Raw genomic sequence first — 18,319 nt, forward strand, 5'->3', positions numbered from 1 at the left:
AGGTGAAAAAGAGTATAATTTTTGCTAACGCTATTGAAATGTAATCACGCTAGTGGATATATAGTAGCGTTAGTAGTATACGAAAGCAAGTATATGCCTAATTATTCTGAAACACTTGGGATGATGGAAATTTCTATTCAAGCAAATGACTCAAGCCAATTATGGTTCCCGGTAATTGGTGAAGAAACACAAGCTTTGCTTAACCACCTCGGTCTTCCTGACGAAGAGAGCCGAACAAGGATACAGAACGAGGCAATCGAAGTAATACGGCGATGTGTACCACCAGTATCGCTCAGTGGTAGTAAGACAGGATTGGTCACTGGATATGTACAAAGTGGTAAAACAATGTCTTTTACAACAGTCGCAGCTTTAGCCTGTGACAATGGCTACCGAATGGTAATTGTAATTGGAGGTACCAAAACCAACCTATTTAAGCAGTCTAACGACAGATTGAAAAAAGATTTGCGTTTAGATACGCGCAGCGATCGCAAATGGAAGTATTTTGAAAATCCACGAGGTGACAAACGACAAAATATTCAGAGTACTCTGGACACATGGCATGACCCCTCAGTACCAGAAGACGAGAGGCAGATAGCACTCTTAACAGTGATGAAGCAGAGCGATCACCTGCAACACTTAAACAAGCTGCTTGGCAATATGAATCTGGAAGGAGTACCTGTACTAATAATTGATGATGAAGCAGACCAAGCAGGACTGAATAACAAAGTCAATCAAGGAGCGATGAGTACAATTTATCGTCACCTGATTGAGCTTCGACAACTGCTTCCTCACCATTCTTTCTTGCAATATACTGCAACACCACAAGCTCCATTGTTAATAAATATTGTTGATGTGCTTTCGCCAGACTTTGCTGAAGTGCTGACCCCTGGTACGGACTATTCCGGGGGTAAAGAGTTTTTCTTAGATAATCCAATATTAATCAAAACTATTCCAAGTTACGAAATTCCTACTCAGGATAATCAAATTATCGATCCTCCTGAAACGTTCTTGTTTGCCATGATGCTTTTTTACCTGGGAGTCGCTGCTGGTTATCTCAGGGATAAAGGTAGAGGTAATCGCTCCATGATGGTTCACCCGTCACAAAAAATTGCACCTCATGGAGAGTACTTTTTTTGGGCTAGACAGATAAACAATCAATGGAAAAAAACTTTAGATGCAAATGATCCAGCCCGCATAAACTTATTGGCATCTTTTAATAAAGCCTACCAAGACTTAGTGAAAACCGTAACGGACTTACCGTCGTTTGACGAACTTGTTAAGGTTCTTCCTAGAGCAATTAATCAGACAAACATTCAACAGGTAAATACAGCTGGAGGAAAAACACCGACAATTGATTGGAAAAATGAATATGCTCACATCCTCGTCGGTGGACAAGCAATGGATCGAGGCTTTACAGTCGAAGGATTGACAGTAACATATATGCCTAGAGATGCTGGTGTTGGAAATGCAGATACTATACAGCAGAGAGCGCGTTTTTTTGGATATAAACGTTCATATTTAGGATACTGTCGTGTTTTTTTGGAACAGGATGTAAAAGATGCTTTTACAACATATGTAGAGCATGAAGAGTATATACGCCAACAGTTGAAAACATATCGAGGCAAGCCGCTGTCAGAGTGGAAGCGTGCCTTTTTCTTAGATAATCCTCTCAGCAGTCCAACTAGAGGTAATGTTCTGGATTTACCCTTACTTAGAGGCGGATTTGGCAGTGATTGGTATGTACCGAACTACCCTCATGACTCAGATGAAGACGTTATTAATAAAAACCAAGTGGTTGTAGATACATTTTGGTCACAGTTAACAGCTTTGAATGAAAAGAATTTTGGAAAAATATCAGTTAACAAGCATTTATTTGCAACTGATATTTCCCTCAGAGATACATTTGAACAACTGATCATCAAGTTCCGTACAACGCATCCCAGCGATTCACAGCGATTTACTGGGCTTATGCTACAGGTACAGCGTTACTTGGAAAAAAATCCAGATGAACTCTGTGATATCTACCTCATGGACAAAGGGAACCTACGCTTAAGAACTATCACTAAAAATAAAGGTACATTGAACCTGTTTCAAGGGAGAAATTCTAAAGATCCAGACAAATATCCAGGCGATCAAAAGATTAGGGTTGAGGATAAAATAACCATTCAAATCCACAAACTTAATCTTTATGTGGAAGCAGAGGGAAGAGATATTGCCAATATGTCTGTCATTGCTATATGGGTTCCTCAAAAAATGGATTGTCAGTGGATTAGCCAAAATCAAGGGAATGTAGTGTAAAAGCACCTTTTAGTCCAGAATTCAAAGTTTGTAGCCCGGTGTATATTATCGGGCTTTTTATTTCAAAATTATAGAAATACCTTTCTGCGACTTCATCATTCCCCCAAATGCCAGAAAACACCTCTGACACCAACCATCTACCCATAAAGCCGGAACCTTAAACCTCGCTCCACAATTAGGACACTCTGACAATAACCTTAACTGATGCTGCTTACACCCTTGCGTTACCTTCAACTGCCACTCAATTTTGTGACAAGGCGACTCGGCATAACAAGCTGCACATAATCGAATTGGCTCCATCTTCATCCCCACCCCAGCAGGTGGTAACATCTGCTCTAATCTATCAGCCTCAACTCCCACCACAATAGCCAACGCTTCCAACTGTTGCCGAGAAGGAGGCGGATTAAAGCGAAACTTTTCCCATCGTGCAACAGCACCCCCAAGTCCCGCCGCTTTACCTAACCCAGTAGGCGTTAATTCATTCGCTCGTCGAAACCGCCCCAAAAAATGGCTCAAACTTTCGCCCTGATATGGTTCCACTCGAAACACCCAGGGTTGGATATCTTCGGCTTTCATTACCTATACTCCCCAGTTACTTCCTTCAAAGTTTCCAGGTCAATTTTTTGTAATCCTTTCTTCAAAGCCCGAATTGCCGCTTCTCTGAGAATCATATCCAGCAGCCCAATATAACCCTCTTGTGTCACTCTCGGAAAACAATAATCGAAGCAAGATTCTGAAACTTTGATTGAATAAAGCTTTGAGCCTTTATTTTCTAACAGTAACTAAAATTTGTAGCCTAACCCTGAAGATTATAACTCTGAAAGGCTTTTAAAGATTGGCTTCTCCCAAAGTGACAAAACAGGGATAACCAAGCGTTGCTTCACCCAAAGTCTTCAACATTGTCTTGCTGGAGAGATTAGAAGCCACCGACAGTTGCAAAACTTTCTTTTCCCAGATATCCACAGTTCGCTTAAAATCTTCTCCTGACATCTTGCCAAAGCGATGACAAGCCTGAAAACGGTTATAAACCTGCTCATTTCGCTTAATTACAGCATCCAGGCGGTCTGTTCCTACCAAAATCACGGCAATTTCTAACTTGTCAAAAATATCACACACCTCTGCAAAGGTTTTCGGCTTCAAACGGTCAGCCTCATCAACAATCAGCATCTCTACCCCGCAACCCTTGAGAACCCGAAACGTTCTGTCACGAATCTCTGCAACCGTTCCTTTTGTTACTTGATACTTCAAATGCTCAAGAATCACTCCAAACAATTCCTTAGCACCGCACTCTTGAGGAATTTGAATATAAGCAACAGACACAGTTGGTGGTTGTCCTGGTTCTTGCTTGGGTTTATGTCTGAGCGTGTAGGCATCACAACCCATTGTTTTACCAGTTCTTGACTCTCCCACAACCCGTCCAGACTGACGTGCTTGACGTTTTCCTTCTAACCAGTCATGGAGAATTTTGACTTGTTCGAGTGGGACAAAACTTTTACGATTCAATCTTTGAATTTCTGCTTGTAATTTTGCATCAGTGAGGGCAATATCGCCCAATTCTTGAGCAACAGCTTGGGCTTGTTTTAAAGTCATTTTTTAAAATCCGTAATCTTCGCGCATTTGTTCGTAATCAAATACCTCTGGCATCTCCGATTCTTCTTGAGTTTGAGGAGATGCTACTTCTAGCTGTTCTACTTCAACAAGGGATGGTTGTTTAGCTTTTTTAAGTTCAATCTGTTCGGCTTTTTGACGTTCGTTCTTGGTTGGCTTTTGGTTGACAGAAGTTTCACGCTCCCTGACTTCTGCCAAAATTGAGCGATTGCTAATTGTCTTACCAGCCTCTCGAATCTTGCGACTACTGGCTTTGGCTTCATCCAAAGACAATTGCTCTGTCTCCAAATCTTGAGCAAATGCCCTAGCAACAAACTCCTCCCGATTTCCTTGTTGGCGGTAAACCAATATAGTTGTGATATCTCTAGGGTCGAATCGTAAAATAATACTTTCCCCTGCGTATCCTGCTAAAAGTTCACCTCGATACATGATGTTTTCAAATTGCAGGTAGCCCCCTCTTTGAATCTGCCGTCGTGTTTGTTTCATGAGGCAGATATCCAAATCTCGCTCGGACATGGCATCTGGAACTGCAATCAACCCAGATTCCCAGCGTTGAAATCGAGTTTGATCGCCCATACGGGCATCAATTCGCTGGTTATAGTGATTGACGATATAACGTACCAACTGCTGCTCTAGCTGTCTTAAGGTAAGACAAGCTTCTTTTTCTGCTTCTTCTGGTCGCTCTTGTACATTTGACCCCGTATATCCTGGTAAATTAAAGAATAATATCATGTCCGCGTAATTAGTTATAATTCCTGCATCTGTGCAAAAACCATGAAACCCTATTTCCCCCTGCTCCCTGCCCCCTGCCCCCTGCTGTCTTAATGACAAGTCTTTAACCGGACACGATATAACCCTCTTCTGTCACTTTCCGAAATAAGCAAGTAGTAAATAACTGAAATTATCCAGAAGAGAAAAAAGGTTTAAATTGGTTCATTGTACAAATTAGGTGATTAAATCCAAGCAATAAATCGGAATTGGGAAAAACATCTAGCCAGGGATAAATCAACCAAAATAATAAGAGAGGTTGAACAATTAAGCGAAGATTATTTAAAGTATTCTTCCATCCATAATCATGATTCCATTGTTTATGATTAGAAAAATCTACACAATCAATACAAACACTGTTTTGTACCTCTGTTTCAATTTGAGGAGCTTGATTTAAGGATAAGAAAGGTGGAGAACTTAAACTAATCATTGTGTAGACACAAAAAATAATCTCCCACCATCTCTGAATATGTTGGAAATTTGTAAACCTGTAATCTGTCCAGCCCAGTTCCTGTTTACACTGCCGAAAACCATATTCAACCCAGGTTCTTAATCCATATAAGTCGCCTAAAATCTTCTTCAAGTTACCTTGAAGATTTGTCATCACGAAAGAAGTAGAATTTTCCGGCATGGTTTCTGGGTCAGTAGTTATTTCCCAATAAGTTATGGTTCTTTTTTTTCCATAAATTATTTCTCGAATATATCTAGTCTCTGATTTTTGATTGCTAAATGTTCTTTTAAATTTACACCACTTATTCGCTCTAACGCTCTGGTTGGCTGGTAGCCAGACTCCGTGATTATTTCTTATTGCCACAACATAAGCTAATTCATATTCATTCAATTTTCTGATGAATTCGCTACTCTCACCATATAAACTATCCGCCAGTACCAACTCAATATTAAAGCCTTCACTAATTAATTCTGTAATAATTTCTGACGCTAATTCTATTTTAGTTTTATATTTATCTCCTTCTTTTAAAGTCCCCTTTGGTTTGAATACTTTGAAACTTAAGGGAAATGTTATATTGTCATAAACTCCATAAGCATTGACTGTCACTATTCCATTATCTATTTTTCCTACGCTCCCTAAATATTGTCTAGCCACATAATCTGTCTTTTTACCTTTTTTCCTGTCTCCTGTTTCATCTATTACTACGGTTATCGCCTGATCGTTTAACGCTCTCTTTAATTTATTTAATCTTCGGCTCTTTAATTTCTTTACTGACCAATCTGAATAGGCTATAAAATGATGTAATGACTGAGCAGAGTTTATACTTACTACTTTAGCTATTTCTGGTAACGATTTTCTTTTTATCGTTGATATTATCCCCAAATGTAAATATTTAAAGCATTCATAATTTCTTACCTCTTTGAACAGGTCTTTATACTCTGCACAATATTCATCTATGAGCGCAACTGTTGGGTGGGCATCTCTCGACAAATGTTTCAGGATTTGTAATTCTACATCCATTGCTCTGCTTACCTGAAGAGAGTTTTTTCTTTTAATTCTTTTATTTAGAATACCCGGAAAGTGACAGAAGAGGGATAATTCGGTGTTAAAGGTCTTAAAAGGACGCTCGACAATACCCCCTTCACTAGGGCGATCGCGTAAATGACAAACAAAACCTAGTTGTACTGCATCAAGTGATTTACCAGCTACGGCATGGTTAGATTAACGAAGCGAAACAATTGTTGGCACGACAGATTGCAGGGAAGAGCGAATGTGCTGATGGTGCTGTAGGGACTGAAAATGGTTTGGTATATCTGCTTTTAAAACTGGACTAACAAAAATTGATAATTGTTGTTAGGTTAACAGCATATCTGAAGAAACTACCTATCCTAGGTTGAAATACTTGGGGGAGTTGAAGCAACCGTATTTGACGACTGTTGAAGAGAAACTGTTGAGTTTGATTGAAAAAGAATACGGCATCGAAGTTCTGATCTCACTGATGATACGTATGAGGTAGAGCGAGGAAAGGTTACGAAAATGGTAGATACAAGTTTTCGTTCTTGACAAGAATAACATCCACATCCGCATATTGAAGCACTAGTAGTATTTCAACTTTCTTTACTCTTCCCTAGTTTTGGCTTTAAACAATCTCATGCCATTAGCTGTGACTAATAAAGAAGTACCTGTATCAGCTAATACTGCGATCGCTAACCCAACAAAACCAAAAGTCCCTAATAATAAAAATAGTCCTTTCGTAACTAAAGAAAAGACAACATTTTGTTGAATTACTGAAACTGTACGGCGGCTTAAGGTGACTGCATAAGCTAGCCGTTTCAAATCGCTGCCTACTAAAACTACATCTGCTGTTTCTAAAGCAATATCAATACCACCAACTGCAAAACTAATATCTGCTGCTGCTAAGGCTGGTGCATCGTTGATGCCGTCACCCACCATTCCTACTACTCCCGATTGCCGCAATTGTTGAATGACTTGCAGTTTGTCTTCTGGTAATAGTTCTGCTTGATATTCTGTAATGCCGACTTGTTGGGCAATCTGTTGAGCAACAGCGGTGCGATCGCCTGTTAACATGACTAAATGCCGCATTTTGAGTCGTTGCAGCATTTGCACAGCTGGCGCAGCTTCTAGCCGCAAGCCATCTGCTAGGGCAATTATTCCTAACAAATTCTGGCTATTGCCTACTAAAACAGGTGTTTGTCCTAAATTTTCAATTTCTGTTAATAGAGATGTTGCGGCTGTTGATAAAGTAATGCCAAATTCGGCAAATAACCGCCGATTTCCCACTAAATAGCGATTCTCACCAAATTGCGCGGTAACGCCTTTACCAGGATAAGCTGTAAAATTTTCAATAGTTTCTAACTTTAATTTTTGGGCTTTAGCTGTAGCTACAATCGCCTTACCTAAAGGATGTTCTGATTGTTGCTCTAAAGCCGCAGCAATTAATAAGACAAAATCTGCGCTGACTTCTCCCAACTCATACACCTTTTGCAGTACGGGTTCTCCTTGAGTTAAAGTTCCGGTTTTATCAAAAGCCAAACTCGTTAAATGTCCAGCTGTCTCTAATGCATGACCACCTTTGAATAAAACTCCCTGGCGAGTTGCTGCCCCAATGGCGCTAACAATGGAAACTGGGGTAGAAATCACTAAAGCACAGGGACAGGCAATCACTAACATTACTAATGCCCGATACAGCCAAACATTAAAAGGTTGAGCAAATATCAAAGGGGGAATTAAAGTAATAGCGATCGCACTTAAAATTACAATTGGGGTGTAGATTTGGGCAAACTTATCTACCCATTGCTGTGTAGGGGCGCGGCTAGATTGAGCTTCTTCGACAAGGTGAATAATTTTCGCAACAGTTGTATCATTAGCAACATGGGTAACTTTCACTGTCAAAAAGCCTGTTTGATTTAAAGTCCCAGCAAAGACAGCATCTCCTGGGGCTTTATCTTCGGGAATTGACTCTCCGGTGATGGGAGACTGGTCAATGGCACTTGTACCAGAAGTTACTACACCATCCAGCGCCACGCGCTGTCCCGGTCGAATCGTCAAAGTTTCCCCTACTCGAATATTTTCTACGGCAACTGTCACTTCTTGATCGTTTCGCTGCACCGTAGCTGTGGGTGGTGTTAAATCCATCAAGCCCCGAATGGCGTTGCGAGTACGACCAAAAGTAAAAACTTGCAGAGTTGTACCCAAGGAAAATAAAAAGACAACCAAAGCCGCTTCTAACCAATCGCCTAATGCTACTGCCCCAATCACCGAAATCGTCATCAGCAGATTCATATCTGCACGGCGCAAACGCAATTCAAATAATCCAGCCCTGGCGATGGGATAACCAGCAACTATAATACCGATGCCATAAAAAGCCCGTGCTAGCCAAATTGGTAGTGCCAAACCTTGAGCAATTAAGCCCAAAAATAACCCTATACCTGCGAGAATAACGCTTTGTCCTCGGCGATTAGTAATCCAAAATTGCCAGTTGCTAGCAGCGGGTTGAGGAGGATGAGCATGTTTGTGGTGATGCTCATGATCATGATCGCAGGTATGACTATGATCGTGGTTAGTAGCTTCAGGACTCGGTTCTACTGTATAGCCTAAAGCTTGAATTTGTTCATAAATCTTAGTTTCGTTAACTGCTTGCGGATCATAGTCAATTTGCGATCGCCCTGTCGCAAAGCTCACCGATGCCTCATTTACACCTACAATTTGCTGTAAGCCGACTTCAATTGTTTTGGCACAACTACCGCAATCCATCCCGCCAATTTGTATTTGTAGCGTTTTTGGCGTAGCAACATCTACGGTGTAGCCCAAAACAGTGATGCGATTTTTAATTTCTGCCGTATTTACAAGATTTGGGTTGTAGGACACAACTGCCCGTCCCGTTGCAAAACTCACTGCAACTTCCTGTACACCATTTAACTGCTGCAAACTGGCTGCAATCGTTTTGGCACAACTGCCGCAATCCATGCCACTAACTTGTAATGCTTGAGTTTTTGAGGAGGAGCTTTGAGTCATGGCAACTCTACCAACAAGGCTAACTGCCAATATTCTAATACAACAATTGAATAACTATTCAATTGTGCAATGATTATCATTTTAAGTATATTGAGATTGATAACCATTGCATAAAATAAACACCATGAACACACGCAAACGAAAACCAGATTTAGATATAGTTCAAACTTCTGATGCGCCTACTTGTGAAACCCATTTAGTGAATTTAGAAAATGTCCGTTCTTCAATGGCGCACATTCTGTCAACAGAAAAAGCACAACTGATGGCAGAAGTATTTGGGGTATTGGCAGATCCTAACCGTTTACGTCTGGTTTCAGCTTTGGCTGCCCAGGAGTTATGTGTTTGCGATTTAGCAGCATTGACAAAAATGAGTGAATCTGCTGTTTGTCATCAATTACGTTTGTTAAAAGCTATGCGTTTTGTTAGCTATCGTCGATCGGGTCGAAATGTCTATTACAGTCTGGCTGAAGGTCACATTACTAGTCTTTATCACTTTTTAGTAGAACATTTGAACGAATCAAATGATGAAGATTTAAGATAAAAAATAATTTAGTTTTAGATATTTGATTAAACTTTCTAGTAACCTATTAATCAAACTTTGATAATGAATGTTCAAGCACTTATTACAAGCTAAGAGCGCGTGTAAACTTAGTTTTGCTTATTTATTTACTTTTGTAATATTTGCAAGTAAAAATATTTGTAGTAGGTTGCATTTTGTCTGATAATCTGTTTGACTTATTTATAATAATGATACCAAGACTTTAGTATAAATCTGCTTTAATATTTGTATAGCGGAGCATAACATCCATGAACTACCTTCATCAGACGATCGCCATCTTGGGAATCACAGGTGTATTGAGTGGAATGCCGATTATAGCTCATGCACAAGGAGCAGCAGCACGCATCAATCAGATGAACTTTCAGGAATACTATAACCAAGGTGTGCAAAAACTAGAACAAGGAGATTTTTCAGGAGCGATCGCTGACTTTAATCAAGTTGTACAATTAAACCCCCAATATTATGAAGGCTTTTGCCTGCGGGGGCTAGCCAAGTCTCAATTAGGAGACTTGCAAGCAGCTATTACAGACTTTGATCAAGCACTGAAAATCAATCCTCATCATGCAGATGCTTACAATAGTCGAGGAACTGCTTATGCTCAACTAGGAAACACTCAAGAAGCGATCGCAGACTTTAATCAGACTATAAAAGTAGCCCCAAACTTTGTAGATGGCTATTACAATTTAGGATTACTAAATTATCAACAAGGCGATCACAAACAAGCGATCGCTAATTTCAACCAAGCAATTAGTATTAATCCTAACTTAGCTGATGCCTACGGTAACAGAGGACTAGCACAGTATGCTTTAGGAGATAGCAAGAACGCTGTTGCAGATTTAAAGCAGGCAGCAAGTCTGTTTCAAAACCAAAAAAATACTCTTGGATATCGCCAAACACAAGCTCTGATTCAACAACTCCAGCGGTAGTAACTGCATTATAACTACTAACTTGTAATTCGTAATTCAAGGATAAAAATACCTTAATTAATCCATTTCGAGGGATAATAAAGCGCAGCCTCACATAGAGTTGAGATTACGAATTATTCTGATTAATGACACAATTAACTTGGCTGCGTAAAAATCTCTTTAGTACTTGGTATAACAGTTTATTAACGGTTCTCTGCTTAGTATTTCTCTTTTGGGTCGGGCGGGGATTTCTAATTTGGGCAACGACTCAAGCACAGTGGGCAGTAATTAAAGTTAATTTACCTTTATTCTTAGTGGGAAGATTTCCCCAAGATTTGTATTGGCGAATTTGGATTGTCTTGGCGATCGCTGCGACTTTAACAGCTGTAACTGCGGGCGTTGTCTTTAGCAAACAACAGTTTACAAAACGTAGAATTGCCTTATTTATTTGTATTGTGAGCGCTCTGTTAGTTATTGTACCGTTAAATTTGACATCCCGTCTGTGGTTAGGATTAATTGCAGGTTTACTAATTGCAGGTTTTGGAATCGGAAAAAGCTTTGCTAAAACAATAGCTCCCTGGCTTTCTTTAAATTGGCTATTATCTTTCTTGCTAATTCTGTGGTTAATTGGCGGTGGTTTGGGCTTGCAACCCGTATCTACAAATTTGTGGAATGGTTTGTTACTTACCCTGTTAACAGCAATAGTTAGTATTGTTCTTTCCTTTCCTATTGGTGTGTTATTAGCTTTAGGACGCACTAGTAATTTGCCTATTGTCCGTTGGTTTTGTATTCTGTACATTGAGCTTGTCCGGGGATTACCGCTGATTGGGATTTTGTTTCTTGCTCAGGTGATGTTGCCGTTATTTCTACCAGGAGATGTACGTTTAGATCGAGTTTTACGAGGAATTGCTGGATTAGTTTTATTTAGTGCTGCTTATATGGCAGAAAACGTGCGCGGTGGACTTCAAGCAATCCCGCGTGGGCAAATTGAAGCTGCCAAAGCCTTAGGATTCAATACGCCATTTGTAATTATATTAATTGTTTTACCTCAAGCTTTGCGTGCCGTTATTCCTGCAATTGTCGGTCAGTTTATCGGTTTATTTAAAGATACTTCACTCTTATCTTTATTAGGATTAGTAGAACTTACAGGTATTGCCCGTTCTATATTGGCGCAACCCCAATTTATTGGTCGCTATGCAGAAGTTTATCTATTTATCGGCTTAATTTACTGGATATTTTGTTATTCTATGTCTTTAGCTTCTCGGCGATTAGAAAAACAGTTGAGTTAATAGTCAATACAAAAACTTCCCTTAAATCATGTCTCTGCTAACTCTGTGACTCTGTGGTTAGTTAAAATACAAAATAAATTGAAACACGATATGTCAGAACACAACCCGATAATTATCGCTGAAGATGTTCATAAATGGTACGGCAAATTTCACGTTCTCCAAGGTGTGACCTTAACAGTAAACCGTGGAGAAGTGGTCGTATTAATGGGGCCTTCTGGTTCCGGCAAATCCACCTTTATCCGCACATTTAACGCTCTAGAAGAATATCAACAAGGCAAAATAATTATTGACGGTATTACTCTCAGCCATGACTTGCGAAATATAGAAACAATTCGCCGAGAAGTGGGAATGGTATTTCAACAGTTCAACTTATTTCCTCATCTGACGGTACAGCAAAATATCACCTTGGCTCCGACTTGGGTACGGCGATGGAACAAAGCAAAGTCTCAAGAATTAGCAATGCAACTTCTAGAAAGAGTAGGGATTTTAGAACAGGCGCAGAAATATCCTGGACAGTTATCTGGTGGACAGCAACAACGAGTAGCGATCGCTCGTGCTTTAGCTATGCAGCCTAAAATTATGCTATTTGATGAACCCACCTCAGCTTTAGATCCGGAGATGGTACGAGAAGTTCTAGATGTAATGCGAAATCTTGCTAGTGAGGGAATGACGATGGTAGTTGTCACCCATGAAGTCGGATTTGCGCGTGAAGTTGCAGACCGAGTAGTTCTCATGGATAGTGGTTCCCTCGTCGAGTCAGCCACCCCTGATGCCTTTTTCACTAACCCTACAGAAGAACGGACTCGCAAATTTTTATCACAAATTCTCTAAAAAGGTGTTTGGAAAGCTGTATTGTTATAAGTAGCATTGGATTTAAAGTAGAAATTTCCTAAATTAATAATCGAGGAACTCTGAATAGTGTTTCAGAATTACCCCGATTTTTTGAATGCAAAAAATATAGACGCACTCTTCAGCGCACCCCCTATTACCGTAAACAGTGTCCTACTTTTTATTCGTAGTGAGCTAGCGCGATCTTGGGGTTTCCCCCATGAGCGGCGTTAGCGACGCAGGAGCGTCACCTGTACTGCTAAAGCAGAACCCGAAGGGTAAAATCAGGACTAAAGTCCTGGATTTTTAAGCACTATAGCCTAGTAAATATTCGTCGAATGCTTAAGCCCTCGATGGCTTCAAAAATACCCAAGCTACAAAAAATGTAGCTGCTGTAAATAGTTGCATCAAATCCAAAGCAGATAAATAGCCATCTGCAAATGAAGCAATACTGCGATCAGTAATGCCAAACACCCAAGATGACAGGCCAAACAGCCAAATTCCATTCTTGAGATTGCCTACAAATTCTTTAGAGTCTGATAATTGCTGATCGTTCATAGTTTTTACTCCATTGGTGAAGTCCGGTGATTTATAAGAAATATTGCAGTTAAGAACTTTTTTTACCTCCTAATGCTTAGTTATATTCATATTAATAAATATTTCATAGACTTGACTTACCTTCCTGAAGGTACATCTATTTATCTTGACATTCATCAATTTGGGTTTGCCACCTCCGAAAGACTGTAATCTTTGACTTGTGGACTTCTAAGATATAGATCGGAAATTTTGCCATTACATAATCAATAAATAACTGTATGAATCTTTATTTATGAAATGTATAAAATACTTCTAAAGACAGATGTATGCCTTAAGCGTGACTTGAACAAAAGCCCAGCAATACTGTGTCATTCAAAAGGGCGATGTCATTGTTTAAAAAAATATGTCAAGGTAAAGAAGTATTGGTGCTTAGCAGCAGAACTTAGTTCAATTAATTTTTAGTTAATGACCGCAATCCAATTTCAAAATCTTCCTGATACACAGCAACAGCAAAAAGACACTCTATCGCACTTAGGGCTGGTCTGTATTACTATTTCTCAACAAGTGCGCTTTCGGACAATGACACGAACGCGCTACTTGAAACTTTCTGATGTCCAACAAGAAAGTGCCTTGAGAGAACTATATCAGCACAACTTACAGCGTTTGCATGATGCTTTGTCTTTTTGTGAAAATAACAACATTTCCCTGTATCGCATGTCCTCAGCCTTGTTTCCCCTGAGTGACATGGAAGACGAAATCGGTGCGAACATATTAGAAGAAATGAGCGCTGATTTAGGCAAAATCGGTGAGAGATCTCAAGCTTTGGGCATCAGAATGGTACTGCACCCAGATCAATTTGTCGTGTTGAGTTCTGATTCTCCTGAAGTAGTACAAACAAGTATCAAAATTTTAGAACGACATGCTCGTACACTGGACTTACTGGGCTTACCTCAGTCGCCTTGGTCATTGATGAATATTCATGGTGGTAAATCTCAACGCAGCGAACAATTAATCAAGGTAATTTCAGAACTACCAGAAGCCATCAAAAGCCGCTTGACTTTAGAAAACGACGAATACGCCTACAGCGCTAGTGAAATTTTAGCAGTGTGCCAGCAGGCAGGAATACCAATGGTCTTCGATGCTCATCACCACATTTGCCACGAAAAACTAGATAGTTACGACGATCCGAGTGTAGCGTCTATGTTGTATGCAGCCAGAGCAACTTGGGCAAATCCAGAGTGGCAGTTAGTGCATATTTCCAACGGTGAAACAGCTTTTGATGACAGAAAACACAGCGATTTAATTACCGCTATGCCCAACGTTTACCATGAAGTGCGGTGGATAGAAGTCGAAGCCAAACGCAAAGAAGAAGCGATCGCCAATTTGCGGTCTTGGTGGCTTATGGGACAATAATCTCACACATAATCAAAAATTATGGCGATCGCAATCGATTTTGGCACTAGCAACACAGTTATCACTCGCTGGAATCCCGTCACCCAAGAGCCGGAAACTCTAAGTTTACCTGGTTTCTCAATTCAGCAAAGTCTCAATCCGCCGCTGATTCCCAGCTTAGTTTATGTAGAAGAAGCAACACAGGGTAAAATTTTTGTCGGTCAACAAGTACGCGATCGCGGTCTTGATCTTAAGGGAGATGCTCGATTTTTCCGCAGCTTCAAACGTGGTATTGGTGCAGATATCCAAGGTTTCTTGCCGGAACTAGATGGGCAAATCGTCACATTTGAGCGAATAGGGCAATGGTTTCTCACCCATTTGATTGAGCAACTAGCACCCCAAGAAGGTGGGTTGGATTCCCTCGTGCTAACCGTACCCGTAGATAGCTTTGAAGCTTATCGTCACTGGTTAGGCAAAGTTTGTCAAGCACTTCCTGTTGAACAGGTAAGAATGTTAGATGAACCTACAGCCGCGGCTTTGGGATATGGTTTGGTAGATCAAGAAATTCTGTTGGTGATTGACTTTGGCGGCGGAACTCTGGATTTGTCCCTTGTGCAGTTAAATAAAGGCGCGCAAGCTAATCCCAAACCCGTAGGATTTTTGCTCAAATGGGGTAGCAAATCCTTAGCTGAAGATTCCAAGCAAAAGGTAAAAACTGCCCGTGTATTGGCGAAAGCTGGGCAAAATTTAGGCGGTACTGATATTGATAATTGGTTAGTAGATTACTTCGCCAAATCTCAAGGATTAGCGGTAAGTCCCTTGACAACAAGATTGGCAGAACGGGTAAAAATTCAGCTATCTACCCAAAACCAAGCCAGTGAAGTTTATTTTGATGACGAGACGTTTGAAAGCTACGAACTGGAATTAAACCGCGACATCTTAGAAAATATCCTTAAAGAACATGCGTTTTTTGAGCTGCTTGATGAGTCGATGATGAATCTTTTGCAACAAGCACGACGGCAAGGCATAGAACTGGCAGACATTAATGCAGTTTTATTAGTTGGTGGCACAGTACAACTACCAGCAGTGCAGACATGGGTAAAACAGTATTTTGAACCAGAGAAAATTCGTTGCGAACGACCTTTTGAAGCGATCGCCCAAGGGGCATTACAGTTAACTCAAGGCATAGAAATCAAAGATTTTCTCTACCATAGTTACGGTGTGCGTTATTGGAACCGTCGCCAACAGCGCCACAACTGGCATCCTATCATTAAAGCTGGACAAGCTTATCCGATGAATCAGCCCGTGGAATTAGTCTTAGGCGCTTCCTTAGAGAATCAACCCAGCATTGAACTGATTATGGGAGAATTGGGAGTCGAGACAGGCGCTACAGAAGTTTATTTTGATGGCGATCGCTTAATCACTCGCCGACTTGATAGTGGTGAAACCAGCGTTAAACCTCTCAACGATCAAGAAGGCGCGAGAACCATTGCTCAACTCACACCCCCAGGTTTTCCAGGAAGCGATCGCATTAAAATTCTTTTTCAAGTGGATGAGCAGCGCTTTTTGCGAATCACAGTTGAAGATTTATTGACTAATGACACACTCTTAGAAAATCAACTTGTGGCACAGTTGAGCTAGTGAAGAGGCAGGGGGGCAGGGAGCAGGGAGAAAAGGAGAGAAGTGCGGTCTTGGGGTCTCCCCCGCCGCAGGATGCGCGCAGCGCTGTAGTGGAGCAATTTCGGGAGAAAGAGGTAATTTTCTTCATCCCCCCTGCACCCCGCACCCTGCCCCAATTCCTCCTTCCTATGCCCCATGCCCTAATACTTGATTTCTATCTGTAATAAATGTATAATCCATATTGCATAGAAGGGGAGTAGCTGCTGGCACAAAAGCCAGTTCACCTAAATCAACATACTGGCCATAAGCCTGGTTCAGGTGGTAAATAATTAAGAATTTACAAGCGAGACCTTCACTGAGTTCACACAAAAAGAGTGTGTAGCTTGGTGGAGTCTTGCAACTCTCATCGAGCTTCACATCGTTAAACGATTCTTCAGGAGCTTGAAAGAGTGCTAACAGCTTTTACAGCAGGTTTATTATTAATTACTGTTTCAGAGCTAGGAGATAAAACATTTTTTATCGCCGTGATTTTAGCGATGCATCATTCGCGGCGACTGGTATTTGTGGGGGTGAGCGCTGCTTTAGCAGCAATGACAATACTTTCAGTGCTATTTGGACAAGCGGCATCTTTACTGCCAAAAGTTTATATTCATTATGCAGAAATAGTTTTATTTATTGCCTTTGGCGTTAAGCTGCTATATGACGCTAGTAAAATGTCTGCCGCTGCTTGTGACACAGAAGTTGTAGAATCAGCCCAAGCAGCGGTAAAAAAGGCAGATTCACAGTTACCAAAACAAAAAACCACCTTAGCAGTTTTAATAGAAGCTTTTGTACTTACTTTTATGGCAGAGTGGGGCGATCGCACACAAATTGCTACCATTGCTTTAGCAGCTAGTAATAATCCTATAGGGGTAAGTGCTGGTGCAATTTTAGGACATACTTTATGTGCAGCGATCGCTGTTATTGGTGGCAAAATGATTGCTGGGCGGATTTCTGAACGTCAACTCACCATAGCTGGCGGCTGCCTGTTTTTGATTTTTGGTGCAGTTGCCGCTATAGAAGGAGCTTGATACCATGTCCGGTTAAAGACTTCTCATTAAGACCGCATGAGGTGAAAGGGTTTTTACGTTTCACGTACATAAAGTAAACCCTACCTTTGCTAACTCTATTCTAATCTCTGAATCCAAAGCCTCAGCCTCTATTTACCATTTAATAAACTTCATCATGGCTACCAATATCAATCAATAAAATAACCATTTCTAACAACTTTTCATCCTCAGACAAATTAAAGATAATTCTACAATCATAAGTAACAGAACAAGACTATAACCCCGCTAAATTTTCTGTTAATTTATGAGACTTCAAAGACGGTGTAAATGGATCATCTGCCAAAATTTTTAATACCTTAACAATTTGATTCTTCAATTGCGGGTTTTTCTTTGTAATCTTCTTAAAAGACCGCTTAAATCCACTACTCCAGACAACTTCCATCATAGTCATCTTTTAGCAAATCAGTGATCAAATCATCAACGCTTCCCCTATGAGCTGTCCCATCCTTAAAAGCCTGTATCACTTCCTGAGCATTAGCCAAAATTTCAATCCGCCGATTTTCAATTCGTTGCTGGCGAAGAAACTCAAATAAATACTCTTGATCTTCTGTGGGCAAACTTTCAATAGAATTAATAATTTCTTGTAAAGTCATCATAGAAACTCCTCTAAAGTAAACTCTACCTTTAGTAACTCTATTTTAATCTCTAAATTCAAAGCCTCAGAGAATATGGAGCTAATAGTTCAAGCATCATCAATTCCACCTTGTAAATTGGCGAAGATATTGGTTAATGCAGCAAATTAGCTGTGCCACGGCAGTAATACCGTTTTACTTTAAAGTTGATACATTTGGGCAAGCAAGGGAGGCAGGGGAAGCAGCACTTCGGCTACGCGGTAGTTGAATCTCGACTTCGCGGCAGTTGAGCGTAGTCGAAACTCGATTGCCGCGCAGCGCCGCACTGAGCCTGTCGAAGTGTCGAAA

The 18,319-nt window shown here is 40.5% G+C and carries 15 protein-coding genes; 8 read left to right on the top strand and 7 right to left on the bottom strand.

Features of this window, described 5'->3' with window-relative positions; genetic code table 11:
* The first annotated feature begins 93 nt into the window (after nucleotides 1–93).
* Nucleotides 94–2,298: a Z1 domain-containing protein gene (locus QI031_RS23170; RefSeq protein ID WP_281481961.1), complete on the top strand. Its 2,205-nt coding sequence runs from the start codon at nucleotides 94–96 to the stop codon at nucleotides 2,296–2,298.
* 57 nt (nucleotides 2,299–2,355) lie between these two features.
* Here the strand turns inward: QI031_RS23170 and QI031_RS23175 are convergent, their stop codons facing one another.
* From QI031_RS23175 to QI031_RS23195, 5 genes are all read right to left on the bottom strand, one after another.
* A complete protein-coding gene (locus tag QI031_RS23175; RefSeq protein ID WP_281481962.1) occupies nucleotides 2,356–2,874 on the bottom strand; it encodes a TniQ family protein in 519 nt (172 codons plus the stop codon).
* A 252-nt stretch (nucleotides 2,875–3,126) separates the two neighbouring features.
* On the bottom strand, nucleotides 3,127–3,888 hold the full coding sequence (locus QI031_RS23180; protein WP_281481963.1) for a TniB family NTP-binding protein: 762 nt from the start codon (nucleotides 3,886–3,888) through the stop codon (nucleotides 3,127–3,129).
* 3 nt (nucleotides 3,889–3,891) lie between these two features.
* Complete coding sequence (locus QI031_RS23185) at nucleotides 3,892–4,638, bottom strand: Mu transposase C-terminal domain-containing protein (protein ID WP_281481964.1); 747 nt, start codon at nucleotides 4,636–4,638, stop codon at nucleotides 3,892–3,894.
* 169 nt (nucleotides 4,639–4,807) lie between these two features.
* Nucleotides 4,808–6,145 (bottom strand): IS701 family transposase, encoded by a 1,338-nt coding sequence (locus tag QI031_RS23190; RefSeq protein WP_281481473.1) that lies wholly within the window; start codon nucleotides 6,143–6,145, stop codon nucleotides 4,808–4,810.
* Between the two features lie 597 nt (nucleotides 6,146–6,742).
* On the bottom strand, nucleotides 6,743–9,160 hold the full coding sequence (locus QI031_RS23195) for a heavy metal translocating P-type ATPase (RefSeq protein ID WP_281481965.1): 2,418 nt from the start codon (nucleotides 9,158–9,160) through the stop codon (nucleotides 6,743–6,745).
* A 124-nt stretch (nucleotides 9,161–9,284) separates the two neighbouring features.
* On the opposite strand from QI031_RS23195, the gene QI031_RS23200 reads away from it, so the two are divergent.
* The 4 genes from QI031_RS23200 to QI031_RS23215 all read left to right on the top strand — a co-directional run bounded on the left by QI031_RS23200 (nucleotide 9,285) and on the right by QI031_RS23215 (nucleotide 12,744).
* Nucleotides 9,285–9,701: an ArsR/SmtB family transcription factor gene (locus QI031_RS23200; RefSeq protein WP_281481966.1), complete on the top strand. Its 417-nt coding sequence runs from the start codon at nucleotides 9,285–9,287 to the stop codon at nucleotides 9,699–9,701.
* Nucleotides 9,702–9,967: 266 nt separating this feature from the next.
* Nucleotides 9,968–10,645, top strand: a complete 678-nt coding sequence (locus QI031_RS23205; RefSeq protein WP_281481967.1) for a tetratricopeptide repeat protein — start codon at nucleotides 9,968–9,970, stop codon at nucleotides 10,643–10,645.
* Between the two features lie 125 nt (nucleotides 10,646–10,770).
* Nucleotides 10,771–11,913, top strand: a complete 1,143-nt coding sequence (locus QI031_RS23210; RefSeq protein ID WP_281481968.1) for an amino acid ABC transporter permease — start codon at nucleotides 10,771–10,773, stop codon at nucleotides 11,911–11,913.
* 90 nt (nucleotides 11,914–12,003) lie between these two features.
* Nucleotides 12,004–12,744, top strand: a complete 741-nt coding sequence (locus QI031_RS23215; protein WP_281481969.1) for an amino acid ABC transporter ATP-binding protein — start codon at nucleotides 12,004–12,006, stop codon at nucleotides 12,742–12,744.
* 339 nt (nucleotides 12,745–13,083) lie between these two features.
* On the opposite strand, the gene QI031_RS23220 is transcribed toward QI031_RS23215, so the two are convergent.
* Entirely contained in the window at nucleotides 13,084–13,299 is a 216-nt protein-coding gene (locus QI031_RS23220; protein WP_281481970.1) for a hypothetical protein, read from the bottom strand.
* 444 nt (nucleotides 13,300–13,743) lie between these two features.
* On the opposite strand from QI031_RS23220, the gene uvsE reads away from it, so the two are divergent.
* From uvsE to QI031_RS23235, 3 genes are all read left to right on the top strand, one after another.
* On the top strand, nucleotides 13,744–14,691 hold the full coding sequence (uvsE, locus tag QI031_RS23225; RefSeq protein WP_281481971.1) for a UV DNA damage repair endonuclease UvsE: 948 nt from the start codon (nucleotides 13,744–13,746) through the stop codon (nucleotides 14,689–14,691).
* 21 nt (nucleotides 14,692–14,712) lie between these two features.
* The gene (locus QI031_RS23230; RefSeq protein ID WP_281481972.1) at nucleotides 14,713–16,311 is read left to right on the top strand and encodes an Hsp70 family protein; all 1,599 of its coding nucleotides are present in this window, start codon (nucleotides 14,713–14,715) and stop codon (nucleotides 16,309–16,311) included.
* 428 nt (nucleotides 16,312–16,739) lie between these two features.
* Nucleotides 16,740–17,360, top strand: coding sequence for a TMEM165/GDT1 family protein (locus QI031_RS23235; protein WP_281481973.1), 621 nt, complete (start codon nucleotides 16,740–16,742; stop codon nucleotides 17,358–17,360).
* A gap of 401 nt (nucleotides 17,361–17,761) precedes the next feature.
* On the opposite strand, the gene QI031_RS23240 is transcribed toward QI031_RS23235, so the two are convergent.
* Nucleotides 17,762–17,995 carry a hypothetical protein gene (locus QI031_RS23240; protein ID WP_281481974.1) on the bottom strand — a complete coding sequence of 78 codons (234 nt, stop codon included), beginning with the start codon at nucleotides 17,993–17,995 and terminating at the stop codon, nucleotides 17,762–17,764.
* Between the last annotated feature and the right edge of the window lie 324 nt (nucleotides 17,996–18,319).

Source organism: Halotia branconii CENA392, assembly GCF_029953635.1.
In the GTDB taxonomy this organism is placed as follows: Bacteria; Cyanobacteriota; Cyanobacteriia; order Cyanobacteriales; family Nostocaceae; genus Halotia; species Halotia branconii.

Coding starts and splice junctions, on each gene's coding strand:
- QI031_RS23220 (WP_281481970.1), bottom strand. CDS start 13,299: ATGAACGATCAGCAATTATCAGACTCTAAAGAATTTGTAGGCAATCTC.
- QI031_RS23170 (WP_281481961.1), top strand. CDS start 94: ATGCCTAATTATTCTGAAACACTTGGGATGATGGAAATTTCTATTCAA.
- QI031_RS23185 (WP_281481964.1), bottom strand. CDS start 4,638: ATGATATTATTCTTTAATTTACCAGGATATACGGGGTCAAATGTACAA.
- QI031_RS23190 (WP_281481473.1), bottom strand. CDS start 6,145: ATGGATGTAGAATTACAAATCCTGAAACATTTGTCGAGAGATGCCCAC.
- uvsE (WP_281481971.1), top strand. CDS start 13,744: ATGACCGCAATCCAATTTCAAAATCTTCCTGATACACAGCAACAGCAA.
- QI031_RS23205 (WP_281481967.1), top strand. CDS start 9,968: ATGAACTACCTTCATCAGACGATCGCCATCTTGGGAATCACAGGTGTA.
- QI031_RS23195 (WP_281481965.1), bottom strand. CDS start 9,160: ATGACTCAAAGCTCCTCCTCAAAAACTCAAGCATTACAAGTTAGTGGC.
- QI031_RS23210 (WP_281481968.1), top strand. CDS start 10,771: ATGACACAATTAACTTGGCTGCGTAAAAATCTCTTTAGTACTTGGTAT.
- QI031_RS23215 (WP_281481969.1), top strand. CDS start 12,004: ATGTCAGAACACAACCCGATAATTATCGCTGAAGATGTTCATAAATGG.
- QI031_RS23175 (WP_281481962.1), bottom strand. CDS start 2,874: ATGAAAGCCGAAGATATCCAACCCTGGGTGTTTCGAGTGGAACCATAT.
- QI031_RS23240 (WP_281481974.1), bottom strand. CDS start 17,995: ATGATGACTTTACAAGAAATTATTAATTCTATTGAAAGTTTGCCCACA.
- QI031_RS23180 (WP_281481963.1), bottom strand. CDS start 3,888: ATGACTTTAAAACAAGCCCAAGCTGTTGCTCAAGAATTGGGCGATATT.
- QI031_RS23200 (WP_281481966.1), top strand. CDS start 9,285: ATGAACACACGCAAACGAAAACCAGATTTAGATATAGTTCAAACTTCT.
- QI031_RS23230 (WP_281481972.1), top strand. CDS start 14,713: ATGGCGATCGCAATCGATTTTGGCACTAGCAACACAGTTATCACTCGC.